Below are 25,070 nucleotides of genomic sequence, written 5' to 3'. Positions count from 1 at the left end.
CTCCTCGGGGGAGAGACACCTGTCTCCCCCCTTTTATCCGAAAAAATTAGCCACAAAGACACAAAGACACAAAGGAACCACAAAGAGACTTCGTCAGACTTCGTGTCTTCGCTGCAGAAAAAACGGGCGTGTCCCGCCTTTTATCCGAAAAAATTAGCCACAAAGACACAAAGACACAAAGGAACCACAAAGAGAGTTCGTCAGACTTCGTGTCTTCGCGGCAGAAAAAACGGGTGGGTCCCGCCTTTTATCCGAAAAAATCAGCCACAAAGACACAGAGGAACCGCAAAGAGACTTCGTGAGACTTTGTGTCTTCGTGCCTTCGTGGCAAAAAAACCGGATGGGTCCCGCCTTTCACACATAAAACCTGTCCTTGTGTAAAGGGTGGGACACACCCAGGTTTCTTCCCCGGGCAAATATCGAAAACTTATGGTTAGGTACTTATAATCAGAAAAAATTCAGGCCTAAGAAAAAGTTTCCCGCCCAACCATTTTTTCTATGGATCAGAAGCTTAAAATGTTGTATGAGATTGGATAAAATTCTCCTGAATTGTAATTTTCCTCCGCTCAGATTGACACCGGATCAGATGAAAAAGTGTTCTGATTTCCACAAGCTCAGGAGATAAGGATATTAAAGATAACAATCCATAATATTTAAGGAAAATTTTGATCATGGAACAATTCAGAGAAATCATCACGCAGGAAGAATGCCGAATACAGGATATTCTCGGAAAGATGAAAAGGACACTGGCAGAGGAGCAGGAAGATCGGCAGAATATAGACTTCGAAATATCAAAACTCAAACAGCAGAAGCTTGAGACAAATGATTGGAAGGAAAAGCAGGAGATTAATGAACGAATTGCCTCTGCCCGTGAGCGTCGCGGAATGCGTCACTATCAGGAATCCGGAGTCCTTCGCTGCCCCTATTTTGCCATTATGGAATTGGAGGACGATGATCTGGGGGGGCTCAGTTATTGCATGGGGTCCTGTTCCTTTTTCGACAGCAACAGCCAGGTCTTGGTGATTGACTGGCGGGAGGCCCCGATTTCCCGGCTTTACTATGAATATGATACTGGCGAGGAATATGAGGAGAGCATTCAGAATCGGGAACGTTCGGGGATAATACAATGTAAACGAAAGCTCGATACCACCAACGGGGAACTCCGAAAAATTGCGGAAAATGGCTGCCTGCTGGTACGCGGCCCGAACGGCATATGGGAAAAGGCAGAAAACTCAGGGATATCCGTATCTCACAAAGAGGCATCTGCGGATCATCGGCTTCCGGAAATTGCCGCGCTGATCAGCCGCGAACAGTTCCGAACCATTACACAGCCTGAAGCAAATACGATTTTGCTCCAGGGCGGGGCAGGGAGCGGCAAAACCACGGTGGGACTGCACCGTGTGGCTTATCTTGCTTATCAGAATCCTGCACGGTTCAGACCGGATCGCATTTTGGTGGTGATGTTCAACCGTTCTTTACAGCGATATATTTCCAGGACACTCCCTGAAATGGGGGTGGGAAAAGGCGTGCTTATTGAAACCTATCACCGTTGGGCATCAATATTGTTTCGCGCTTCAAATACCCGCGTCACCTATAGTTCCCAAACGCCGCCTCCCGGAGTGACACGGTTCAAAAAACATGCTGTCGCCCTTACCCTGGTGGATCGTTATCTGAAAAATCTGTTATGGAAATCCCGCGGCTGGTTCATAGAGCAACTGAGAAAAAACAAGGACCCGAATATTAAAAAGATTAAAACGCTGCTGAGGTCTGCGAATCAGTTTGAGCAATTTTTTCAAATGCTGAAGAGTCATCCTGTTTTTTATGAAGGTGTTCAGCCGGAGTCCCGGGACCGGCTCAGAATGAGATTGATACACCGGTTTGAGGAACACGAAGCAGACCTTTATGCGGCCCTGACTGATTCCGCGCTTTTGGATGAAATCGTGGCAGAATCGAAATCCTGGAAAACCAGTGGCATTGTTAAACAGCTTGTGACATGGCAGACCCGGCTTCGTGATAAAAAACAAATTGACTTTGCTGATACCGGGATTCTGCTCTGGCTCATGCAGCGGAAAGGTGTGCAGGCTGCCCGTCCCAATTATGCTCACATTATGGCAGATGAAGCTCAGGACCTGAGCGAGGTGGAACTGGCCACGCTTCTTTATGCCGCGGACAAGGAACAATCGGTGACAATCTGCGGGGATATGGCGCAAAAAATCAAAGGAGATGTCTCTTTTGAGAACGCCAAAGGGTTTACCGGTTTTATCCGGGAGCTTCAGGAACGGACAGGAAACAGAAACGTGTGTGCGGATACCCTGAAAGTGGGATTTCGCGCCACCCGTCAGATTATGGAACTGGCTTGGCATATACTGAAAGAGAAGCCCTCCATGACGGTTCTCCGTGACGGCGATCCCGTGGAAATTCTTCGCACCCGAAATTATGAAGACACCGTGCAACACGCGAATAAGATACTGAGAGACTATCTTAAAGCCCGTCCCAATGCATTAATCGGGGTTGTATGCCGTTACAAATCAGATGCAAATCAGATCGCTGAGGATTTGAAACATCTCGGGCTGAAACATCTGCGCCGTCATGAAAGAGACAATTTTTCATTTCAACCGGGGATCATCGTCACAAATGCCCATCAGGTCAAAGGATTGGAATTCTCAGGAATTCTTGTGATCAATCCCGAAGCCGCACAATATCGGGATAATCGGGAAAGCCGAATGCTTCTCCATGTGGTGATCACCCGGGCCACTGACCGGCTGTGGATCATCGGGCATCGGCCTATGGCTTATGGAATTGAGAATTGAGAATTTCTATTAATATCAGATCGTGCTGTGATTATCTTGGCCTTTGTGTTTCTCGAATATCCGAAGCAGGACATTCTGTTAAATGTTAAAATCCGAAGCCTACCACGGTGACATCATCCTGTCTTTCATTTTCACCGTATTCCTGCCATGTGTTGAAAGCCTGAATAAGTATGTCCCGCTGCGTGTCAAACGGTAAATGTGTGTTTTTCCGTATCAGGTTGGCAAGTCGCCGGGTGCCGAACCGGCGTTCTCTCTGCCCGCCCAGCTGATCCACAAATCCGTCGCTGAACATATAAAAAGACATGCCTTTATTAATACTGATCGTGTGATTTGTAAAGTTGAATTTCAAACTGGATTTTTTATAGCCAATGCTTTTTCTGTCGCCTTTGATGACTTTCACTTCTCCGTCATAATTACAGATCAGAGGCAGTTTCGCACCGGCAAAAGTCAGCCGGGATTCATCGGGTTCCACAAAGCAGACCGCGGCATCCAGACCGTCATCGGAAAGCGCGTAGTCTGTATCCTGCTGAAGTGTGGTTTTGACCAGGAAACTCAGACGTTTCAGAATCTGAGCCGGATCATGCCAGCCTTCTCCGCTGATGATTTTTTTCAGTCCGAAAGAAGCAATCATGGTCATAAACGCGCCCGGAACCCCGTGACCTGTGCAATCAAGCACCGCAATGATAAATCCTTGTTCAAAGATATCAGTAAATATAAAATCGCCGCCCACAATATCTCTGGGCATCCAGATAAAAAAACTCTCAGAGAGAAAGGTTTTAATATTATCCGGATTCGGCAGCAGAGAACTTTGTATCATTTTGGCATACCGGATGCTGTCCATCACTTTTTTGTTGGCGGATTCCGCGGCTTCCCGCTCTTTTTCGACTTTTTTCTTGCTTTCACGCAAAGCTGATTCGATCCGCCTACGTTCGGCAATTTGCTCAAGGAGCTGCTCATTGGTCTGGGTGAGTTTGATCGTCTGTTCCTCCAGTCGTCTGTGGGCATCATCTCTTTGCAGCCTGTTCATATATGCCTGAGAATGATAGCGGATGCGTGCGATGAGTTCAATTTTGTCCGGGGGTTTGACCATATAGTCATTTGCGCCGAGGGCAAAAGCTTCTGCTTTCACCTGAGGGTTTTCCTGGGCCGACAGAACAATCAGGGGGGTGTGTTGTGTATGCTTTTTTACGCGAAAATAATGCACCATGTTCAGGCCGTCAATTTCAGGCATGACCAAATCCTGGAGGATAACTGTCGGAGAAATTTCATCCGCCATTTTCAGGGCTTCTCTCGCACTTTGGAAATGATGAAGCTCAATATCTTCTTCGGATTCCAGCATACGACCAAGCATTTTTCCGATAAACGCCTGATCATCAACAAGTAAGACCCTGATACCGGAACTGGCGGAAGATAAATCCGATTCAGGCAGATCTGAGTTATGACCATTCATTCCAATTTCCTTATTTTTCAAGTCTGCGTCCCCTGGCTTCGTTCAGAAACCCTGTGGCGGGAACAAAACAAAAACTGATTAACTCCCGAACCCGAACCCCAGCACCGTCACATCATCCTGTATTTCATTTCTGCCTTTATATTCTTTAAATGCCTGAAGAAGTATTTTCCGCTGCATCTCAAAAGGTAAGTGCGCGTTTTCCTGTAGAAGATTTTTGAATCGCCTGGTTCCGAACCGACGGTCAGTTTTTTCCCCGAGCTGATCCACATATCCGTCACTGAACATATAAAAGCACATGCCTCTCCTGATGTCTATTCTGTGATTGGTGAAATTGAATCTTAAATCAGATTTTTTATAACCGACGCTCTGTCCGTCACCTTTTACAAGCGTTAATTGCTTCTCACACACATAAATCACCGGCAGTTTTGCCCCCGCAAAGGTCATCATGGCTTCATCAGATTTTACGAAACAAATAGCGGCATCCAGGCCGTCATCGGAAAGGGCATAATCCGTATCCTGCTGAAGTGTTGTCTGAACAAAGAAATTCAGACGCTTCAGAATCTGAGCCGGATCACGCCAGCCCTCATCTCTTATGATCTTTCTCAGGCCAAAAGAGGCGATCATGGTCATAAATGCCCCGGGAACACCGTGCCCGGTGCAGTCAACGACCGCAATAATAAAACCGTCTTCAAAATAATCCGTAAATATAAAATCACCGCCCACAATATCTCTGGGCATCCAGATGAAAAAGCTGTCAGTAAGAAAATTTCTGATATTATCGGGGTTCGGCAACAGGGAACTCTGTATCATCTGGGCGTAACGAATACTGTCCATCACTTTTTTGTTGGCGGATTCGGCAGCTTCCCGTTCTGTTTCAGCTTTTTTCTTGCTTTCACGCAGAGCCTCTTCAACTCGTTTACGTTCCGCGATTTGCTCCCGGAGCTGTTCATTCGTATTTCTGAGTTTGATACTTTGTTCTTTTACCCTTCGGTGGGCCTCATCTCTTTGCAGTCTGTTTATATAAGCCTGAGAATGATAGCGAATACGGGCGATGAGTTCAATTTTGTCCGGCGGTTTGACAATGTAGTCATTTGCGCCGAGCGCAAAGGCTTCTGCTTTGATCTTAGGGTCTTCATGACCGGACAGGACAATCAGAGGCGTATGGCGCGTTTTTCTTTTGGCACGAAAATAAGACACCATGTGTAATCCGTCAATTTCAATCATAACCAGGTCCTGAAGGATAACCGTAGGGGAAATACTATCTGTCATCTTGAGTGCCTCACGAGCGCTCTGGAAATAATGAAAAATAATATCATTCTCAGGTTCCAGCATCCGGCCGATGATTTTTCCGATAAACGCCTGGTCATCAACAAGCAAAACCCTGATTTCGGAATTGGCGGAAGGCAGCTCCGAGTCACCTGAATTTACCTCATGATGATTTATTATGATTTTTTTTTCCATATTTAAGCAGCTCCTGTCACCAAACGCACCAAACTATAAAATAATTTCAATAAGTTATATTTATATCCTATTTTATATATCCTGATAATTTATTTCATAAGTCACAAAGACCCGTCAATGGGGTAAAGAGAGTATTCACGGGTAGGAAAATTCTACCCGGTCAGAACTAATTTCTCCGGAATGCGAAAAATGCTTTTTCGCAGGCGCAAAAATAAAATTTTTGCACTCCGGATCCTTTCGGAACTGCCTGAGCCAGCAGCATTGACCCACAGGCTCCCGGCCGAAGCCCTGAAATGCCCTGTTCGGGAACAGCTGTGACCCTGTCAGCCATAATGAAACATGAAAATCCCGAATGTCATGTTCAAACATGGGAATCCGGATGCATTTTCATATCAAAGCAGGAGTCCGTGACAAGACAGAATAACGTCCCTTCTTTGCATCAAGAACATTCAGAAAAGGGGAAATTCCCCAATGCATCGGATAAGTATCATATTTTTTTATCTTAATTCAAGCAGTATTTACCACCGCTCTGTTCATAAATCTCTTGACAGGCTTCGGATCGCAATGTATTTATTATAAATTTAATTTATTGTAACTGCTGATTTATATTGAACACTGCTTTTGTCAGCATGGTATCAGATCGTAACGAAAAATGATGCAAACGTATTCAGGGAATTCAGAATATAACATAAGTACCTGTGCAAAAGTTTTTTATATATCTTTTCTGATTATAACGGATTTAGGAAAGGGCACAACATCCTGAAATGACTATATGTCAGAATGGAAAATCTGTCCGTCACGGGGTTCCGGGAACCGGAAATTCAGGATATTTGTTTTCCCGGAAACCGACGTTTTCCGGGAATGTCCGTCCGGCTTTCTGCGAAAACGGAAGGTCGCGCGCAGCCTCCCGAAATCGGAGCCTCCCCTGAATCCGTTATAATCAGTATCTTTTTTTCTGCGAACTGCGGAGAAACTCGGGTTTTTCCTTCACGGACGGCGGGTCATTCCGGGAAAAAAGCCGGGTTCTTCCCGGACAAATATAAAAAACTTTTGCTCAGGTACTTATCTGATTCACTCCATGACCAAGTTTTCTGACCTGATTCGGACAAAAAAGTTGATTATCGAGTTTCAGGTATTTTTATTTTTTGGAAAACCCCTTAGCTAAATCTCCTATCATATTAACTTCTTCTTATTTTTTCTATTTTCATAAAACAATGTGCAGGTATAAAGATTCATAGTTTCCCAATATGCCATTTTTGGAAAACAAAAAAACAGGTAAGATAAAAGGGGAGAAATTATGAAATATCAGACAATCGTTAAACGAAAAATGGGCACAATTTCTCTGATCGTGATCTTAGCCTCAATATGCGTTGCCACCAGTTTCAGTGTTTATGATTACATCAATGAAAGCAGGCGATTGAAATCATATTTTGACGAGATGACGGTTCCCATTTCAAAACGTCTGGCAAGCAGTCTGCAAAGGCCCCTCTGGTTTATGGATAAAAAAATCATTCCAAAACTCATTGAACTGGAGGCCATGGAAAAAAGCCTGTATGCCGTTGTTATCAGGGACGCTGAGAAACAGACAGTTTTATTTGCCAGGAAGAGAGATAAAAACTGGAAAATCATTGAATGTGACGGGAAAATTTCCGGTGATTTTATTGTTAAAAACGAAGATATTATGTATGAGGGAGAACTTCTTGGTGTGGTTGATATTTATTTTACCACCCGGTTTATAGAAGAACTCCTTAAAAATCTGACCATTGATATTCTCATCAAAATTAGTGTGATGAGTTTTTGCCTCGTGGCAATTCTTTCCGTTGTCCTGAAATTTTACCTTGTAAAGCCTGTATCCGAAGTTATCAGAGGGTTAAAAGATATTGCTGAAGGAGAAGGCGATCTGACCCGGCGGCTTGAGATAAAAACAAAAGATGAGATCGGAGTCCTGGCTGACTGTTTTAACCTCTTTATTGAAAAACTCCGGATAATTATTTCACAGATTGCTCAGAATACGAATAAGCTGTCAATGTCATCTGAAGAACTGGCATTGCTTTCCACACAAATGGCCTTTTCTGTCAAAGAAATGAACGCAAAGGCGGAAACCGTGGCATCCGCGTCAAGAGAGGTGTCCGCAAATGTTGATTCTATGGCCTCGACAGCCGAACAGTCAAGCGTTTCAGTCTCAAACATTGCCTCAATGACAGAGGAAATGTCGTCGGCATTCACTCAGGTATCGGGTCTGGCCCGGAAAACCGCTGACAATGTAAAGCAGGTGGCGGAATCAGGTGAAGATATGTCCCTTGAAATAAACCAATTTGCAACATCATTGGAAGAAATGACAGCATCGTTGAACGAGATTGCAAAGAATACAGCCCAGGCGAGCCGCATATCCCAGAACGCGAATCAGCGTACCCGTGAGGTTCATGTAAAAATGAGCGCGCTGGTGGCAGCATCAAAGCAGATTGGAAAGATTATTCGAATCATTAAAGATATTGCAGATCAGACAAACATGCTGGCCTTAAATGCCACCATTGAAGCAGCCGGCGCAGGAGACGCGGGCAAAGGTTTTGGCGTGGTTGCGAGCGAAGTCAAGGAGCTGGCCCGACAATCCGCAAACGCCACAGATGAGATTTCAGATCAGATAGAGCATATCCAAAAGCGTACTGATGAAGCTGTAAAAGCCATGGAAGACATCGGCAAAATAATAAATGAGATTACAGCGATCAATGAAATGATCGCATCATCGGTCGAGGAACAGACTGTCACGGCAAATGAAATCTCAAAATCTGTGTCAAATAATGCAGTGATCGTAAAAAATGTTGCGAAGAATGCAAATGAATCTGCAATTTTAGTGGGAGAGATTGCCAAATCAACGAATGAGACATCAGAGATGGCGAAAAATGTGGCACAAAATGTTGATGAACTGGCAAGAGGCACGCGAAATGTGGCCAAGTCTTCATCTGATGCGGCAGGCGGAGTGCAGGATATTTCAAGGAATATTCAGGATATCAGCATGGCCTCAAAAAGCACTGCCGAGGATACGTCCAAGACTGATCTCTCGTCAAAAAAACTTTCGCAGATGGCTGTCGAACTTTCGGAAATTGTAAAAAAGTTTAAATTATGACATATTAAGAAACTTGACATAAATAATATACCCGATACAAAAACGTAGGGTGGGTGGAGCGAAGCGCAACCCACCTTGTGCGGTGGGTTGTGCTTCGCTCCACCCACCCTACATTCCTGTCGAACTTTCTGAAATTGTAAAAATTTAAATTGTGACATATTAAAAGGAGAAACACAGAATGTCCCTGAAACCGTGGAAAGTGACTTCCGCCAAAACAGATAAATCTTATAAAGTTTTCAACCTCAGAACAGACACCGCTATTTCGCCCCGTACAGGAAAAGAACACAATTTTTTCATTTTAGAATCATCCTCATGGGTGAATATTATTCCCATCACCTCACAAAACGAAGTTGTCCTGGTTCGGCAGTACCGCCATGGGACAAGAGACATCACGCTGGAAATTCCAGGGGGGCTTGTTGACAAAAATGAGACTCCTGAAGCGGCGGCAATCCGGGAACTTTCTGAAGAAACGGGATATCAGGCATCAGAGGTAATATGTCTCGGAAGTGTTTATCCCAATCCTGCCATACAGAACAATGAGTGTTACAGCTTTGTCGCAAAGGATGTTGTGCTTGCAGGCCGGCAGCATCAGGATGAAAAAGAAGATATTGAAGTGGTGTTGCGGCCCCTTGCTGATATTCCCCGTCTCATCCGGGACAGAGAAATTACTCACGCCCTGGTCCTGGCCGCATTTTATCGGTTTTATATGGAATATCAGGGAAAATTTTCATAGTGAAATATTTCACCGGACGGTTTTTTTTATATCCGGAGTGCAAAAATTGTATTTTTGCATAAGCACACAGTGAAATATTTCACCGGACGGTTTTTTTATATCCGGAGTGCAAAAATTGTATTTTTGCATAAGCACACAGTGAAATATTTCACCGGACGGTTTTTTTATATCCGGAGTGCAAAAATTGTATTTTTGCATAAGCACACAGTGAAATATTTCACCGGACGGTTTTTTTATATCCGGAGTGCAAAAATTGTATTTTTGCATAAGCACACAGTGAAATATTTCACCGGACGGTTTTTTTATATCCGGAGTGCAAAAATTGTATTTTTGCATAAGCACACAGTGAAATATTTCACCGGACGGTTTTTTTATATCCGGAGTGCAAAAATTGTATTTTTGCATAAGCACACAGTGAAATATTTCACCGGACGGTTTTTTTATATCCGGAGTGCAAAAATTGTATTTTTGCATAAGCACACAGTGAAATATTTCACCGGACGGTTTTTTTATATCCGGAGTGCAAAAATTGTATTTTTGCATAAGCACACAGTGAAATATTTCACCGGACGGTTTTTTTATATCCGGAGTGCAAAAATTGTATTTTTGCATAAGCACACAGTGAAATATTTCACCGGACGGTTTTTTTATATCCGGAGTGCAAAAATTGTATTTTTGCATAAGCACACAGTGAAATATTTCACCGGACGGTTTTTTTATATCCGGAGTGCAAAAATTGTATTTTTGCATAAGCACACAGTGAAATATTTCACCGGACGGTTTTTTTATATCCGGAGTGCAAAAATTGTATTTTTGCATAAGCACACAGTGAAATATTTCACCGGACGGTTTTTTTATATCCGGAGTGCAAAAATAAAGCGAAGCGGTTTTTTGCATGCGCTTGCAAAAATGCAATTTTTGCACTCCGGAAAAATTTTTTGGGTAGTCCTGAACAAGTAATGATGGCATATATTACGAATTAACCAAGCGAAGCATTATAGTGATGAATAAAATACCATATCGCACCGATATGATTCTCAATTTTTTTGGAAAAGGAAAGCGTTTTTCTCACAAGACGCGAAACTCTCTGCCGAAGCGTGTTGTTAAATCTTTCAATATGGCTGGTCTGCCCTGTCTCTTTGCCGACAGCACGATGCCTTTCCGATGGAAAGACAGAATTATACGCTTCCCGGAAATCAGTGTGACAGACCGCACACTGACGATATACAGGAGGCAGGGAATCCCGGAGACCCTTTGCGCCCGCTTTGTCCCGGCTTCCGATATGAACACCGACAATTTCACCCGTGTCCCGGTCTTTTTCCAGCCATATCAGGACCTTATTGCCTTTATTATCAACAAAGGACCGCAGTTCGTCACATTCGGGAGTGAGCCGTCCTTTCGACTTTTTTTTTACATCCGCTTTCTTCGGAATATTTTTATATTTCTCATTGACATAATTATGAAGCCAACGCTCGGAAACCCCGACAGCTCTTGCTATACCGGCAAGCGGGATGCGTTCCCTCAGAAGTCTGTCAATGACATCCTCTGTCTCCTGAGAAATAATTTTTTTGGAAGGATTCTCAACAAACCGCCTTCCGCATTTTTTGCACAGAAATCCCTGTTTTCCGTTGTGAATATTTCCGTTTTTTACAATATTGTCAGATTTACATTTGGGACAGTTCGTCAGCTTTTGCTCCTTTTATTTTTTTTATGTATTTACATTCAACATATCATCATTACTTGTTCAGGACTACCAATTTTTGATTTACTTAGATAGGACACCATGAAAATTCTCACCGTGGATGACGAAGAGCTGCTCTTCATCCTGAACCACATCGCCGGATAATTTTGGCTCTCTGGCAATTCGTGTTTAAAATAAATTGTTTGCAAATCAGAATGTTATCATAAATATCCGGGTGGCAGGGTGGCAGTTTTATGTCTTCTCTTTCCTGTCTGACAAGGTTTTCGGATGACCTGACGACAAACCTGTATTATACTGTATGACATTTTGTCAATATATATTAAAAATCAGAAATAAAGAACAGGGAGGCAGGAACATGACTTTCGCATCCGAGGCGGAGAACATTCGCAGACAGCAGAGATATCCTTGGTTCTCTGGTAATTCGTGTTAAAGCTTTTTATCATACAAAATAATATGTTATCGTTTTTAGTAGCTCTTTGACAATTCATTTTTATTGTTCTCATTATTATGAGGCAAACAAAGAATATCCTCTGAGATCGAGAAATATTCTTCGAAATAAATTTTCAATATTCGTAATACCGTAACACCGCCGTTTTATCACTTTTATCTTGTTATTCAGTCCTTCCGCGAAGCCGCCTGTCTGTCGGTCAGTAAAATAATTTATTATCTCATTATGGCGTTTCTTCAATGTTTTGAGGAAGTTGTCAAAACAGTTCAGCCCGCTCACTCCGACCCGTATTTTCCAGATCCTGATTTTCCGCTTCGCTTCGCTCTTTGAAATATCTTCTTCGAAAATATCTGTGAGTTCTCTGCAGAAATCGTAAGCGAGTTTCAGGTCAGGAGAATATCCGAACAGACGTTTCAGAACCTCCTTTTCCTTATCGCTCAGTTTCTCCTTTTTTTTCCGCAATGCCCGCATTGCTCCTTTCAGTTTTCCGTATTCCTCTTCCGACAATTCCTTTTTCAGACGCCTCATCTCCTTTTTGCGAAGTCCGTCAAAGTCTTTTCTGTACAACTTCGCGACATGAAACCGGTCTGCTATGATTCTCATTCTTTTTCCGAAAACCTCCTTCGCCGCATTGATAAAACCTTCGTACATGTCCGAACATACTCCCCGGACTGTCTTCCTCAGCCTTTTCGGAATTGTTTTCAGAAATTTCCTCACAGTTTCCTTTTTACGGTCTCCGGGAACTGCCAATATCAGGATATCTCCTTGTGTAAGCGATGTCACAATTGTCACAAAATCCTTATGCCCTTTTCTCAGAGAAATTTCATCAGTTCCTATGATATCGATTCTCTTTATTTCGTCCCACTTTGCTTCGGCGGCAATCCGACGGCTGATAATTCCTGTCACAGCCTCGTATCCGAGATTTTCCCTGACACTCACATCTTCTGTGGTGCTGTTAACCGTCTGAAGTAATATTGACCTTTCTGAAATCACGCTAAAGCCTTATCCAACGTGTGATTATTGGGAATAATACTCTGAAAATGCTCTTTGAAAATTTTTCGGACGTCAACGAACTTCGGGCAGAGTCTGACTAACTTGTTAATGGTCACATTTCGGAAGCGTCGGAGCTTCCTCAGATTCTGCTTCATCATATTGACGACGAGGTATGCGATGACTTTGACGCCGACGCAGGCATGAGCCCCCTTCCGATCTCGGAGATGCATTGCTCCCAGTTCGAGAGTGTCTTTGAGGAGCTTCCGGAATTCTTCGATGCGATGATGGAAGGCGAAGGCATGCAGTGCCTCGCTGCTACGCAGAGGTCGTCCTGCTATAATAAGGTAGCTGACCGCCCGTTTCCCCTTCGGAATATAGAAGACGAGAATAACCTCGCCGAAGGTTTCGCTTACTGCTTCGGTTCGATACACCGGCTGTCCGTCTGTTCCCCATCCGGGAGTAAGACGATCTTTGAAATTTTTCCGCCACTGGCCGGCCTTCCGGATTTCTCCGTCAATTTCAAAGACGTAGTTGTCCTTGCCGCGGAAAATTCCGGTAAGAGTCAGTAAGAGTGCGGGATCGGACGATTCGGCATCTTCGTTCGCAAGGCCGGTGTCTGTAGCTGACGCATCCGATTCGGACGAGGCTTCTTCCGAACATTCACCGCGGCAGAATGCCGCGATATCCTGAGAAAAATATGCCGCATCACCTGTAGTTCCGAGGCGGCTGATGTCAATGCCCGCGGCTTCGAATTTTGCTTCGGCGGCTTTCAGCATCTCCTCATATATCTCAGGCTTGGTTTTAAGCCCCCTGCCCTGTTTGGAGACTATCCGCACGTCGAGAGGGAGAATAATGTCACCGATTACCAGAATCAGAGCGATCACGTTCTGCCCGTTCGCCACGCGTTTAAGCTGGCCGCTCCACCATTTCCATACATAGCCGAGTTCCGTGGCAATACGGGCAATCACGGAGTCATCGACTGCCATAATCAGTCCGTCCCGGCTTTTTGTGGCATCGCTCATGGTGAGCCTCTCCCGCAGGAGAGGAACAGCGATGCTGTAAAGGTGATTCTGCAGGAACTTACGCCAGCAGTAAACACTGACGTTTTTAACACGGTCATAGGTGGCGGTTTTCGGGAGTCCGAGCACCTGCATAACCTGGTAAACATTGTCCGCTCCGAGAAATACCGCCATGCTGATGAGAAGAAGGGTTTCCATATCCTCATCAGGCATCCGGCGGAAATACGGGCGGAGTATTTTTCCGAACTCCTCGGCGGCACGAAGCATTTCTTCGGTAAAATGTTCCTCAGCGGTTTTCGTTGTCATAATAAGAACCTCCTTATAATATCGGCACCCGGAATCAGGGCGGTCAGAGGCTCGGACATATATTTCCGAACCGTATATTTGTACAGTATATCACGAAGTCCGTCGTATGCCAAGAAAAATTTTAAATCCGAGTGTCTGACTACAGATTCGCATTCTTAAAATATAAGCTGGTTTCAAACGCATTTTCATGAGATTAATTTATGTAAACTCAATATAAACAGCATGTTAATTTCAATACTGGAAAGGTCAATTTTAAAAATCAAGAGTTTTTTTTAGTTTCCATCTACTGATAATACGATTCTCAGCCAGTGGTTGAAAGCCGGTTTTATTGAAAAAGGCAAACGTTATCCGACAGAAGACGGCACTCCCCAGGGGGGAATTATTTCACCTCTGTTGGCCAACATCGCACTGGACGGTCTGGAAAGCAAACTGAAGGATGCCTTTCCCAAGCAGGACAAAGTACATCTGATCAGATTTGCGGATGACTTCATCATCACAGGCAACACAAAAGAAATACTTGAAGATGAGGTCGCTCCCATAGTAAAACAGCATTACGGGGAAAGAGGTCCGGAACTCTCCGAGGAAAAGACCCATATAACGCATATCAGCAAAGGTTTTGACTTTCTGGGGCAAAATATCCGAAAATATGATGGCAGACTTCTGATAAAACCGTCAGAGAAAAATGTGAGAAATTTCCTGCATAAAGTGAAGGGGATCATCAGAAACAGTCCGAGCGGGAAACCCGTTCATCTGATATGGGAACTCAACCCTGTAATCAGGGGATGGGCAAATTTTCACCGTCATGTGGTCAGCAAAGTCGTATTCGGCCATGTGGATTTTGAAATAACAAAAACGCTTTGGAAATGGGCAAAAAGCAGACATCAGAATATGCCTGTGAAGAAAATCAAAGCAAAGTATTTTTACCAAACTGAAAGAGGAAGAGACTGGTGCTTCTTTGGCAGGGAACGTGAGAAAAAGGCTACTTTGACGAAGGCTATGGATGTCAGGATCAAGCGTCATGTTAAAATCAGAGGGCTGGCCAACCCATACGATCCGGAATGGGAGATTTATTTTAAACGGCACCTGAACAGGCAGGCTGCCGAAAACCTGAAAGATCGGGGGCGGATGTTCTCTCTGTGGAAGAAGCAGAACGGCATATGTCCGGTCTGTCAGCAAAGAACAGATGACAGGACCAAATGGCATAAACACCACATCAGATGGAAAGTACATGGGGGTAAAGACACGCTTGATAATCTCGTTCTGCTGCACCCAAACTGCCACAGACAAGTTCACAGCCTGAAGTTGAAAGTTGAAAAGCCGGATTTCTAAACAGGGTCTTTGAAAGGCCTGAGCCGTCAGTTTGGAAACTTACATACTCGGTTCTTAGGGGGGTGAGTGAATTGGTAACAATTCTACGGGCTGGCAACAGCCCTCACCTACCCGACTATATATTTTTTTTCATTGTGATTGCCTCGGTTAACATACTGAAATGATTGGAATCAGCAAGATGAGATCTTAAGAATTTGGGTAGTCCTGCACAAGTAGTGATGAATGAGATTCAGTGTCCTGATAACCGGGGGACTGAACGGGATTCATCACTACCTTTGCAGGACTACCAGAATTTGATATTAATGATTTCAGAAGGTTATCGTATATTGGCATCCATAATGTCAAAGGAACTCTTTACTGTTCAGTTTTTTAATTGCAAAAAATGAAAGGAGATTGTAAAAATGCTGAAGAAAACAAACGTAATTAATCATTTGATCGGAAACAGGAGGACTGGAGCAATTGAAGTATATGCCATACTGTCCTTGGTGTTCTTTTTTGGTTTTGTGACAACCAGCTTTGCACAAACCCTGACAGACTTGGAAAGCGTTGATCCGGATGTTTTTATCAGCACGGAAGGCTTGCAGGGGTCCAACCTTGGTTATGCAATGGTAAAAGGTGATTTCAACGGAGATTCGGTTGACGACGTTGCCGTTTCAGCCGCGGGAGAACCAAACCCCTTCTCAGGCGACCCCTGCGGAATGGTTATGATCTTTTATGGCGGATCAGACATGAGCAACCTCCCGGCCTCGTTTAACACAGGAAATCAGACCGAACATCATGCGGATGTCCGGCTTTTCGGAGTTACCGACGGTGCCAAGACAGGTTCAAAATTGGCGGCTGGAGAACTGAACGGCGACAATATTGATGACCTGTTGATCGTGGAGCAGAACGCAACTGACACATCAGCCAGTCAGGTCTATGTGGTGTTCGGCTCCCAGAACCTGAATGCAACCTATCAGCTGGAGAAGGACGCTGATTTGGTGTTGAAACGGGACAACGATGAAATGTGGATCAGCGCCATCATCGTTGAAGACGTCACCGGTGACAATCAGGAAGATCTTCTTATTGCGGATATCTGCGCTTTGGAAACTGGCTGGACGCCTCTGGTTACGACTCACCTTCATCCCACGGATTCTCAAAAAGGTATCAATGGGGGCGTATATGTCGTCAAAGGCCCCCTTTCCGCAGGCGGTCCCATCAATCTGGTGACAGATGCCGACATTTATATCTTGAAAAATGAAGGAGATGACCGTTTTCAGGTCACAAGTCTGGCTGTGGGCGATATTGACGGCGATGCGCAGGCCGAGCTTCTGATGGGTCATCAGTATGAAACAAATCCGACAAGTTCTGAAAATGCGGGCGCTGTTTTCATGCAAGCCGTGGGCGCGGATTTTGCCGCTTCGGGAAAGGTTGTTGATATAGCTCCGGGTGGAGAGCTTGCCTGTAAAGTGATTTATGGAGGATGGAAGGAAGATCAACTAGGCGGGCCATTTCACAATATAACCGAAGTTACCCCCCTGACCGGCCGCGGATCAATTGCCATCGGTGATGTGAACGGGGATCAGATAAACGATATTATCATTGGTTCACCCATGTCAAAGATTGACGGCACCAAAACAACCGGGACAGGCAAGGTCGAGGTGGTGTTCGGACAGGCTTCCTTTCCGCAAGTGACCGAATTGCACAGTATGCGTGACAATGCCGATATCCGCATTACATTAGATACGTCAAGACCGGACACCAAACTCGGTTTTGCAGTCTCTGCGGAAGATGTGAATGATGACGGAATTGCCGATATCACGATGAGCGCTCCCCAGGCAAGAGCGCAGACGGCCTATAACGGATATCTCTATACCGTTTTCGGAAAATCATCACTCAGCTCCGAGTATGATCTGGCAACAACTTATGACATAGCGTTCATAACACCGGATCCGCCGCACAATTACTCATCCGGCCGCATGGGATCAAGCTTTCTGATTGGCGAATTCAATAATGGCGGCTCAAAAGATTTCATCCTGGGAGCGCCCAAAGGTTCAACCAGCACGACCGGTTGGGTCGGAATATTCTGGGATCAGTATTGCATGCCCGGCAACGGAGATATTGATGGGAACGGTGTCAGTCTGACAGATGCTGTTTTGGCTTTGCAAATCATTGCAGGCATGGTTCCGACAGGTTTGCCGGATAATTATCTGATAGCTGCGGATGTCAATTGCGACGGAAAAATCGGCATGGCCGAAGTTCTCGCAATACTTGGAAGCCTATAAAGAAAACACTGAGGCAAACGCCACTCCTTTGGGTACATTTTCGGGGGGCATTCACCGCATATGCATCAAGCTAAGGACTTAATTATATGATTTTAATTAAAAATATCAATGAATTGCTTCCGCTGCCGGACGGGGTTTGCAACCCCGTCCGAAACGTTTGCGGGCGGCGATCCGGAAAATATTCCGGACGGGGTTGCAAACCCCGTCCGGCAAAATCAGAGTTAATAAAAACAGTAGGTTGTAATCTTAGCCTGATACATATGGGCTTGGTCGGCCTCCCTTAAATCCGTTATCATCAGAATTACTTTTGCATTAAAACGGAGGGCCTGGAATCAGCTTTCTGACCAATGCCTTTGCCAATGAAGCAGATACTTTTTCTGGCGCATTTTTCCATTGCTTCTACTTTCGGCTGGCTGGGAATGTATTTAAGACACGAAAGAATAGGACACCATGAAAATTCTCATCGTAGATGACGAAGATATGCAGCGCGATATTTTAAAAGGTTTTCTCAGGAAAAAGGGATATGAAGTCGTTACCGCGGCAAACGGTCAGGAGGCATTGCGGCGTTTTATGGAGCTTCCCTTCCAACTGGTGCTGTTGGATCACCGGATGCCCGATCTTACGGGGGATGAAGTGCTTGCCAATATGAAAGCCATCAATCCCCTGGTGCGGGCGATTATGATCACAGCTTACGGCACTGTGGACACCGCGGTTGAAGTGATGAAACTCGGTGCGGACGATTTTCTTGAGAAACCTGTTGATCTGGTTCAGCTACTGGATAAAATTCAGATGACTGAACAGCATATCATTGTTGAAGAAGAAGCCGCGGATGCGGCCGACACCCTGGATCAGAGCGAACTTCCCATTAAAATTGTCGGTCAGGGCGCGGCCATGAAAGAGGTGCTTTCTCTGGTCAGACGGGTTGCCCCCACGCCGTGGAGCGTCCTGCTCCGGGGAGAAAGCGGCACAGGAAAGGAACTTATCGCCCGCCTTATTCATCTGCTCAGTCCGGTCAGTGACGGTCCTTTTATTGAAGTCAATTGCGGTGCGATTCCTGAAAATCTGTTTGAATCAGAACTGTTCGGACATGAAAAAGGCGCGTTTACCGGTGCGACCTCAAACCGGCGGGGACGTTTTGAACTGGCGCGGAACGGCAGTCTTTTTTTAGACGAAATCGGAGAACTGCCCCTGAGCTTGCAGCCCAAACTCCTGCGCGCACTTCAGGAAAAACAGATATCCCGAGTGGGAAGTGAAAAAGAGATTTCAGCGGATGTGCGGGTGATAACGGCCACAAATCGTGATCTCAGAACCCTGGTTGAACAAGGACTGTTTCGGGAAGACCTTTATTATCGCCTCAATGTGTTTGACATTGAACTCCCCCCGTTACGCCGGCGCAAAGAGGATATTCCTGATCTGATCGAGTTTTTTCTTGAGAAATACAGTTCCCGCCCGGTGGTTTTTGGTGCGGACGCCATGACAACGCTGGTAAAATATTCGTTTCCCGGGAATGTCAGAGAACTGGAACATATGATTCAACGCACCGTGACCCTGGGCCGCGGCAGAGTGATTCAGGCAAGGGATTTGCCTCCCGAAGTCAGATACCAGCAGGTGACAGAAGAGGGAAATCTTGTGGAACGGCTGGAAGCTGTGGAGCGGGAGATGCTGATGTCCTCGCTGGAAAAAAATGAATGGGTTCAGACAAAGGCGGCTGAATCTTTGGGAATCAGTGAACGAGTGTTAAGGTATAAGATGAAAAAATATAACATAAAAAAAAATTTAATCAGGAGGTAATAATTTATGAAGGAGATCAGATTTCGGAGAATTGTCTCTCTGACTTCTCTGACATCATTCTTTTTTCTGGGGCTGACAGGTATTATGCTTTACATTGTTCCCCAGGGCAGGGTGGCGTACTGGGCAGATTGGCGATTACTCGGATTAAGTAAAACAGATTGGACAAACATTCACATCAACATATCGCTTTTGTTTCTGATTGCCTCGGGGTTCCACCTTTACTACAACTGGAACACCCTTCTTGCGTATCTTAAAAACAAACTGAAGCAACTGGTGGTCTTTAACACAGAGTTTGTCATATCTCTTTCCGTGGCCGTTATTTTTGTTCTGGGAACCTATTTCAGCATACCGCCGTTTCAGACTGTCATTGACATCAACGACAGCATTAAAGCCAGACATGAAAGGGTGTGGGGAAGTCCGCCTTACGGACATGCGGAACTCTCCTCCCTACAATTTTTTTGTAAGAAAATGGAGCTTGACGCGGATAACGCTGTAAAACTACTGAATCAGCAAAATCTCAGGGAGATAAGCAAAAATAAGACACTGAAGGAGATCGCCAAAACAAACGGTATCGCCCCCCAGCAGGTATATTTGTTTATCAAAGCGTCAAACAAAATTTCAGAGCATCAGCCTTCAGGAAATGGCAGCGGACTGATGCCTTCGGGTCTGGGAAGAAAAACATTGGCTCAGGGGCCAGGGAATATCATTTTGATTTGGAAGCCGGGATTTCAAAGCTTTCGGAACAAAACATCAAAGCGTCACCGGACATGACATTCAGAGAAGTGGCAGAGGCCGGAGGATTATCTCCTATGGAGGTGTTTGAACAAATGAGAGGACATTGAGAAGGGAAAAGGAGGCATTGGATTATTTTCTCCTGAAACAGGTTCTCTTACCATCCGTTATAATAAGTAAAATATGATTCGTTGATAAGATGCAGTTTAAATTTAAAAACAGGATGGGGAAATGTGTTTATTCCATATCCGTCTGGAAACTTTGACCGTGGGCAGTCCCAATGACACAGGAACCAGTCTCCCCGGCTTCTGCCATTTTAAGATCATCCGCGACCATGACAATGTTTCTCAGCATATCGGGGCCGTTACCGATGATATTGACTGATTATAACGGATTCAGGGGAGGCCGGGAAAGCCCATATGCATCAGGCTAAGATCGTAACTCATTGTTTTTATTAACTCGTGATCTGCCGGACGGGGTTTGCAACCCCGTCCGAAATATTTTCCGACCCCCGAAAACAAACGTTTCGGACGGGGTTGCAAACCCCGTCCGGCAGTCTTAGCCTGATGCATATGCGGGAAAGCCCCGCAGGGACGGCATGCTGCAAATATACCGCCCTCTGCGGGGGGGGCGCAAACCTGCTGCTACGAATACACCGCCCCTGCGGGGCTTGGTCGCATATGCATCAGGCTAAGAATGAGGGACGGCTGCCGGACGGGGTTTGCAACCCCGTCCGAAACGTTTGCGGGCGGCGATCCGGAAAATATTCCGGACGGGGTTGCAAACCCCGTCCGGCAAAAAACCTGCTGCTACAAATACACCGCCCCTGCGGGGCTTGGTCGGCCTCCCTTAAATCCGTTATCATCAGAATTACTTTTGCATTAAAACGGAGGGCCTGGAATCAGCTTTCTGACCAATGCCTTTGCCAATGAAGCAGATACTTTTTCTGGCGCATTTTTCCATCGCTTCTACCACCTCTTCATAATTATCTGCCGTGTACCTCTCATAATCACATTCTGAGAGGTTGTCATTGACATTGAAAATATCTGAAGATTTAGAACATATCTTGCAACCGATACAGGATACCTGGCAGACAGCCTTTGCTTCCTTTGGCTTATCCTTATTGGAGCAGGCAACTGTGGGAATCATATCCTCCTGAAACCCCACGATGGTGATAATGTTTCTGGGACAGACCTTTGCACAGGCACCACAGCCGATACATTTTTCATAATCAACTGTTGCAAGAGAATCCACAATATGAATGGCATCATAATTACAGGCCCTGACACAGTCCCCGAACCCCAGACAGCCAAAGGTGCAGCCCTGAACCCCTGCCACCTGATGGGCCGCGGAACATCGCTTTTCCCCGCGGTATTCCGTTGGCATAAGGCGGTCATCGCTATGGGCACCGCAATGGACAACGGCATAAAGCGGATTGGTCTTAGTGGCTTCAACCCCCATGATCTCAGCAAGCTGCTTGGCACAGGCTTCTCCTCCCACAGTACATTTATTGACAGGATCATTGTCCGTGACAATGGCCACGGCATAGTCACTGCATCCGAGATACCCGCATCCGCCGCAGTTGGCACCTGGAAGTATTTCCAGCACCGCTTCGATTCTGGGATCAACCTCAACTTTAAATTTCTCATTTGCCCAGCCAAGAATATAAGAGAGTATGATTGCCATAAGCAACATGGTTCCGGAAGCTATGGCAAGAGTGATAACGATCATGATAACCTCACTTGGGAAACAAAGATTTCAGGATTAAGTCGAATTAAAAATCAGATTGTGCAAGAATTTCTGCTTGCAGGGGAGCCATCGTCAGATTTTGCTCTGTCGGAGCTGGCATTATAGTGTCCCTTATGCCAGAATCAACCCCTGTGAATCCCATGAAGGCAAGCGCAAGGATGCCGCCGATGATAAGTGTTATCGCAGCACCCTGAAAAGGTTCGGGAATATCACAAATCTCCAGTTCTTCCCTGATGCCGGACATAATCACAATGGCAATGGTAAACCCCACACCACCGAAGAAAGCCAGGGTCATGGAGCGTCCGATATCCCATGCATCCGCAGGGTTGTCAACGCCGACAATATGGCTCATGATGGTGAGACAGGCAAAAAGGATGGCACAATTGGTGGTGATCAGAGGAAGAAAGACACCAAAGGACCGATACAGAAGGGGAAAAAATTTTCTTACATACATTTCCACAAACTGAACAGAGGAAGCGATTGCAAAGATGTAAACAATATAACTTAATACGGTAAGGTCTATCTTTCCGGCGGCCTCCTCCGGAAGAAAGAAACCCGCAATAAAGGAAGACAATGGCGCACCGGGTATCAGCACCATGGTGGTTATCGTCCAACTGATCAGGGCAGCGATGCTGATGACAAAGGTGACGGCACATCCCATGCCAAAGGCCATCTCAACCTTTCTTGAAACACCGACAAAGGGACAGATGCCCACAAAATAGTAAAGTACAAAATTATTAATCAAAGATGCTGTCAGGGCAATAAGCATTATATCCAAAAAATAAATCATAAAAACCGCCTGTAAAAAATTAAGCTTGTTGGGAAGAATACTTGTTGGCAAAATCCCGGGATTGAAATCCTCAGGCAGCCATTAGTCATTGACGGACCGCCTTGATTTAACGATGCCAATCCAGTTGACAAGACCAAGAAGCAGGCCCAGTGTGATAAACGCTCCGGGAGGCAGCACCATTATGACCCAGTCGGGCCAGGCTGAAGGAAGCAGCCTTATGCCAAAAAACATGCCCGTGCCAAAGATTTCCCGGACCGTGGCAATGCTTGAAAGGGCAAGACCAAAGCCCAGGGCCTGGCCCAGGGCGTCGGATGCGGCCGTGAACACAGACTGTTTGGAAGCGCACACCTCACATCGGCAGATAATAAGGCAGTTCACAATGATCAGAGGAATATAGGGGCCCAGGGTTTTGCTCATCTGAAACAGATACGCCGCAAGAAAGCGGTCCGCTATTGTCACAAACGTTGCAATGGTCAGCGTGAAAACAACAATGCGGAGATGAGGCTTCAAAAGATTCCTGATCAGGCTGGTGACAACATTGGCACACAAGAGCACAAAGGCAACGGAACAGGCCATGGTCAGTGCCGGTTTCATACCATTGGAGACAGCCAGGGTCGGACAAAGACCAAGCAACTGACGATATACCGGATTTTCAGGCAAAATGCCCTGAACGAATCTTTCAAAGGCTGTGGGTTGATCAGCCATTACTTGTTCTCCTTAATTTTATCATTCTCACTTACCGGGGGCAAAATAAGCTGGTGCTTTATGTCGGCAATGGTTCTGTTCACAATGCCGGTGACGCTTTTGGATGAAATGGTTGCCCCTGAGACCGCGCCAATTTCATGGGACCCTTCTGATTTCCCTTTTACGACGACAAGGCCCTTGTCTGAGGATTGGTTCAGAAACTGGTCCCGCCAGTGTTTTTCTATGACTTTATTTCCAAGGCCCGGGGTCTCTTTCTGGTCCAGGATAAAGAGACCTGTGATGGTACTGGCATCCGCATCAAGACCCAGGAGCAATTCAATCTTATCCGCATAGCCCTGGCCTGAGGCCTTGGCCACAAATCCTGCCCTGGTGCCGTCTTTATAATACGCATCATAGACCGTATAAAACTTTTTGATGCCATTTTTGCTGATTTCAATAAGACGAGGCTCAATGACAAGGGCATTGCCCTGCTCAGTCATTTTTTCAGCCTGAGCTTCGCCCAGGGTAAGCGTTGGAATTTTTTCCATGGTCTCATTGATCTTGTTTGCCTCAATCACGGGGCCCAGCTTGGTCTGAACACCGGCAAGGGTTGTCCCGAAAACAGTGGCAAGCAGGAGTACCAGCCATGCCTGGAACAGATTAGTGTTTTTAATTGATGATTCCATATCAGGCTTCTCCCATCGGTAAAGGGGTTGTCCAGCGATTAATCAACGGTGTCACGGCATTCATAAGGAGAATCGCGAACATCACCCCCTCGGGATAACCGCTGAAAAGTCTGATGACCATGATTAAGACTCCTGTGCCAAATCCGAAATACCATTTTCCCTTTGCAGTAAGGGGAGATGTGACCGGATCCGTCGCGATGAAAAATGCGCCGAACATCAGGGCACCGCCAAAGAGATGGTGAAAAAGGAATTCACCAGAATGGGAACCCGCAATATCTGTGATGCCGGCAATGCCTGTGACCGTTAAAATGATGCTCAGAGGGATCTGCCAGGAAGCTGTTTTTCTGAGCACAATAAACAGGCCTCCCACAAGACAGGCAAAGGCACTTGTCTCACCCAGCGATCCGTTGGTGACACCCCAGAAAAGCTCTGAAATCTTAATCGCGGAACCGCTGAATTTTAATGCACTCAGGGGGGTTGCCCCTGAGACAGCATCCGCAAGGCCCGTCATATTCTCATAAGCAGAGGCTCCCATCAACTGGGCAAAGGCGATCATAACAAAGGCCCTGCCGACCATGGCAGGATTGAAAATGTTCATGCCAAGGCCACCAAAGATGATCTTTCCGATGCCCATGGCAATCATTGAAGCAATAACACCGACAAACCAAGGGGCTGACCCTGGCAAGGAAAGCGCAAGAATAATGCCGGTTACCACAGCCGAACAATCGCCAAGAGATGCGGACCTGCCTCGCATTCTTACAAAAAGGAACTCCGAGATAAGACATGCCAATGTGCAGATAATTAGCTGTTTTACGGCGTAGGCCCTGAACAGCCAGACGGACATGCATATAATGGGTAAAAGTCCTATCAGGACATCCTTCATCATCCTTTGTGTGGTGTTTGCAGTATTGAGGATGTGCGGAGACGGTGCCACATGAATGGCAGCCTCCTTTAATATGTCTTCTGATTGTTTTATTGTATCTGACACGCAAAAATCCC

Annotated in this window: 19 protein-coding genes; 8 read left to right on the top strand and 11 right to left on the bottom strand. The window is 45.6% G+C overall.

All coding sequences use genetic code 11. From position 1 onward, the window contains the following. Positions 1 to 671: 671 nt before the first annotated feature. Entirely contained in the window at positions 672 to 2,810 is a 2,139-nt protein-coding gene (locus dnm_RS08385) for a UvrD-helicase domain-containing protein (RefSeq protein ID WP_207682220.1), read from the top strand. Between the two features lie 85 nt (positions 2,811 to 2,895). Here the strand turns inward: dnm_RS08385 and dnm_RS08380 are convergent, their stop codons facing one another. Then, positions 2,896 to 4,260 carry a SpoIIE family protein phosphatase gene (locus dnm_RS08380; protein WP_207682219.1) on the bottom strand — a complete coding sequence of 455 codons (1,365 nt, stop codon included), beginning with the start codon at positions 4,258 to 4,260 and terminating at the stop codon, positions 2,896 to 2,898. A gap of 78 nt (positions 4,261 to 4,338) precedes the next feature. Continuing rightward, positions 4,339 to 5,721, bottom strand: coding sequence for a SpoIIE family protein phosphatase (locus tag dnm_RS08375; protein ID WP_207682218.1), 1,383 nt, complete (start codon positions 5,719 to 5,721; stop codon positions 4,339 to 4,341). A gap of 1,297 nt (positions 5,722 to 7,018) precedes the next feature. On the opposite strand from dnm_RS08375, the gene dnm_RS08370 reads away from it, so the two are divergent. Together dnm_RS08370 and dnm_RS08365 are read left to right on the top strand one after the other, a co-directional pair. After that, complete coding sequence (locus dnm_RS08370; RefSeq protein WP_207682217.1) at positions 7,019 to 8,845, top strand: methyl-accepting chemotaxis protein; 1,827 nt, start codon at positions 7,019 to 7,021, stop codon at positions 8,843 to 8,845. 178 nt (positions 8,846 to 9,023) lie between these two features. Next, positions 9,024 to 9,578: an NUDIX hydrolase gene (locus tag dnm_RS08365; protein WP_207682216.1), complete on the top strand. Its 555-nt coding sequence runs from the start codon at positions 9,024 to 9,026 to the stop codon at positions 9,576 to 9,578. A gap of 9 nt (positions 9,579 to 9,587) precedes the next feature. Here dnm_RS08365 and dnm_RS08360 read toward each other — a convergent pair whose 3' ends face one another. The 4 genes from dnm_RS08360 to dnm_RS08345 all read right to left on the bottom strand — a co-directional run bounded on the left by dnm_RS08360 (position 9,588) and on the right by dnm_RS08345 (position 14,046). After that, the gene (locus dnm_RS08360) at positions 9,588 to 10,475 is read right to left on the bottom strand and encodes a hypothetical protein (protein ID WP_207682215.1); all 888 of its coding nucleotides are present in this window, start codon (positions 10,473 to 10,475) and stop codon (positions 9,588 to 9,590) included. A gap of 82 nt (positions 10,476 to 10,557) precedes the next feature. Then, positions 10,558 to 11,265: an IS1 family transposase gene (locus tag dnm_RS08355; protein ID WP_207683628.1), complete on the bottom strand. Its 708-nt coding sequence runs from the start codon at positions 11,263 to 11,265 to the stop codon at positions 10,558 to 10,560. A gap of 520 nt (positions 11,266 to 11,785) precedes the next feature. After that, entirely contained in the window at positions 11,786 to 12,721 is a 936-nt protein-coding gene (locus tag dnm_RS08350) for an ISL3 family transposase (RefSeq protein WP_207682214.1), read from the bottom strand. Next, the gene (locus dnm_RS08345) at positions 12,718 to 14,046 is read right to left on the bottom strand and encodes a hypothetical protein (RefSeq protein ID WP_207679484.1); all 1,329 of its coding nucleotides are present in this window, start codon (positions 14,044 to 14,046) and stop codon (positions 12,718 to 12,720) included. The genes dnm_RS08350 and dnm_RS08345 overlap by 4 nt, the downstream gene beginning before the upstream one ends. A 297-nt stretch (positions 14,047 to 14,343) precedes the next feature. Here dnm_RS08345 and dnm_RS08340 point away from each other — a divergent pair, with 297 nt between their 5' ends. The 5 genes from dnm_RS08340 to dnm_RS08320 all read left to right on the top strand — a co-directional run bounded on the left by dnm_RS08340 (position 14,344) and on the right by dnm_RS08320 (position 20,546). Then, a complete protein-coding gene (locus dnm_RS08340) occupies positions 14,344 to 15,375 on the top strand; it encodes a group II intron reverse transcriptase (RefSeq protein WP_337833611.1) in 1,032 nt (343 codons plus the stop codon). Positions 15,376 to 15,776: 401 nt separating this feature from the next. Beyond that, positions 15,777 to 17,639 (top strand): dockerin type I repeat-containing protein, encoded by a 1,863-nt coding sequence (locus tag dnm_RS08335; protein ID WP_207682212.1) that lies wholly within the window; start codon positions 15,777 to 15,779, stop codon positions 17,637 to 17,639. Positions 17,640 to 18,089: 450 nt separating this feature from the next. Beyond that, complete coding sequence (locus dnm_RS08330; RefSeq protein ID WP_207682211.1) at positions 18,090 to 19,430, top strand: sigma-54-dependent transcriptional regulator; 1,341 nt, start codon at positions 18,090 to 18,092, stop codon at positions 19,428 to 19,430. 6 nt (positions 19,431 to 19,436) lie between these two features. Then, positions 19,437 to 20,201, top strand: coding sequence for a DUF4405 domain-containing protein (locus dnm_RS08325; protein ID WP_207682210.1), 765 nt, complete (start codon positions 19,437 to 19,439; stop codon positions 20,199 to 20,201). A gap of 192 nt (positions 20,202 to 20,393) precedes the next feature. Continuing rightward, entirely contained in the window at positions 20,394 to 20,546 is a 153-nt protein-coding gene (locus dnm_RS08320; RefSeq protein WP_207682209.1) for a hypothetical protein, read from the top strand. 486 nt (positions 20,547 to 21,032) lie between these two features. Here dnm_RS08320 and dnm_RS08315 read toward each other — a convergent pair whose 3' ends face one another. The 5 genes from dnm_RS08315 to dnm_RS08295 form a co-directional block, all read right to left on the bottom strand. Then, on the bottom strand, positions 21,033 to 21,893 hold the full coding sequence (locus dnm_RS08315) for an RnfABCDGE type electron transport complex subunit B (RefSeq protein WP_246556255.1): 861 nt from the start codon (positions 21,891 to 21,893) through the stop codon (positions 21,033 to 21,035). 43 nt (positions 21,894 to 21,936) lie between these two features. Next, positions 21,937 to 22,701, bottom strand: coding sequence for an electron transport complex protein RnfA (locus tag dnm_RS08310; RefSeq protein WP_207682208.1), 765 nt, complete (start codon positions 22,699 to 22,701; stop codon positions 21,937 to 21,939). An 81-nt stretch (positions 22,702 to 22,782) separates the two neighbouring features. Next, positions 22,783 to 23,406 (bottom strand): electron transport complex subunit RsxE, encoded by a 624-nt coding sequence (gene rsxE, locus dnm_RS08305; RefSeq protein ID WP_207682207.1) that lies wholly within the window; start codon positions 23,404 to 23,406, stop codon positions 22,783 to 22,785. Continuing rightward, positions 23,406 to 24,071 carry an RnfABCDGE type electron transport complex subunit G gene (locus tag dnm_RS08300; protein ID WP_207682206.1) on the bottom strand — a complete coding sequence of 222 codons (666 nt, stop codon included), beginning with the start codon at positions 24,069 to 24,071 and terminating at the stop codon, positions 23,406 to 23,408. The genes rsxE and dnm_RS08300 overlap by 1 nt, the downstream gene beginning before the upstream one ends. A 1-nt stretch (position 24,072) precedes the next feature. After that, complete coding sequence (locus tag dnm_RS08295) at positions 24,073 to 25,059, bottom strand: RnfABCDGE type electron transport complex subunit D (protein ID WP_207682205.1); 987 nt, start codon at positions 25,057 to 25,059, stop codon at positions 24,073 to 24,075. Positions 25,060 to 25,070 lie beyond the last annotated feature (11 nt).

The sequence above is a fragment of the Desulfonema magnum genome, assembly GCF_017377395.1.
Classification (GTDB): domain Bacteria; phylum Desulfobacterota; class Desulfobacteria; order Desulfobacterales; family 4be13; genus Desulfonema_C; species Desulfonema_C magnum.
Note: the sequence above shows the minus strand (reverse complement) of the source record. Positions and strands in the feature narration are given on the sequence as shown.

Bases quoted from the DNA above. Each gene is read 5' to 3' on its own strand.
- dnm_RS08300 (WP_207682206.1), bottom strand. From the start codon at position 24,071: ATGGAATCATCAATTAAAAACACTAATCTGTTCCAGGCATGGCTGGTA.
- dnm_RS08325 (WP_207682210.1), top strand. From the start codon at position 19,437: ATGAAGGAGATCAGATTTCGGAGAATTGTCTCTCTGACTTCTCTGACA.
- dnm_RS08315 (WP_246556255.1), bottom strand. From the start codon at position 21,893: ATGATCGTTATCACTCTTGCCATAGCTTCCGGAACCATGTTGCTTATG.
- dnm_RS08345 (WP_207679484.1), bottom strand. From the start codon at position 14,046: ATGACAACGAAAACCGCTGAGGAACATTTTACCGAAGAAATGCTTCGT.
- dnm_RS08380 (WP_207682219.1), bottom strand. From the start codon at position 4,260: ATGAATGGTCATAACTCAGATCTGCCTGAATCGGATTTATCTTCCGCC.
- dnm_RS08335 (WP_207682212.1), top strand. From the start codon at position 15,777: ATGCTGAAGAAAACAAACGTAATTAATCATTTGATCGGAAACAGGAGG.
- dnm_RS08360 (WP_207682215.1), bottom strand. From the start codon at position 10,475: ATGCAAAAAACCGCTTCGCTTTATTTTTGCACTCCGGATATAAAAAAA.
- rsxE (WP_207682207.1), bottom strand. From the start codon at position 23,406: ATGGCTGATCAACCCACAGCCTTTGAAAGATTCGTTCAGGGCATTTTG.
- dnm_RS08365 (WP_207682216.1), top strand. From the start codon at position 9,024: ATGTCCCTGAAACCGTGGAAAGTGACTTCCGCCAAAACAGATAAATCT.
- dnm_RS08310 (WP_207682208.1), bottom strand. From the start codon at position 22,701: ATGATTTATTTTTTGGATATAATGCTTATTGCCCTGACAGCATCTTTG.
- dnm_RS08320 (WP_207682209.1), top strand. From the start codon at position 20,394: ATGTGTTTATTCCATATCCGTCTGGAAACTTTGACCGTGGGCAGTCCC.
- dnm_RS08375 (WP_207682218.1), bottom strand. From the start codon at position 5,721: ATGGAAAAAAAAATCATAATAAATCATCATGAGGTAAATTCAGGTGAC.
- dnm_RS08370 (WP_207682217.1), top strand. From the start codon at position 7,019: ATGAAATATCAGACAATCGTTAAACGAAAAATGGGCACAATTTCTCTG.
- dnm_RS08330 (WP_207682211.1), top strand. From the start codon at position 18,090: ATGAAAATTCTCATCGTAGATGACGAAGATATGCAGCGCGATATTTTA.
- dnm_RS08385 (WP_207682220.1), top strand. From the start codon at position 672: ATGGAACAATTCAGAGAAATCATCACGCAGGAAGAATGCCGAATACAG.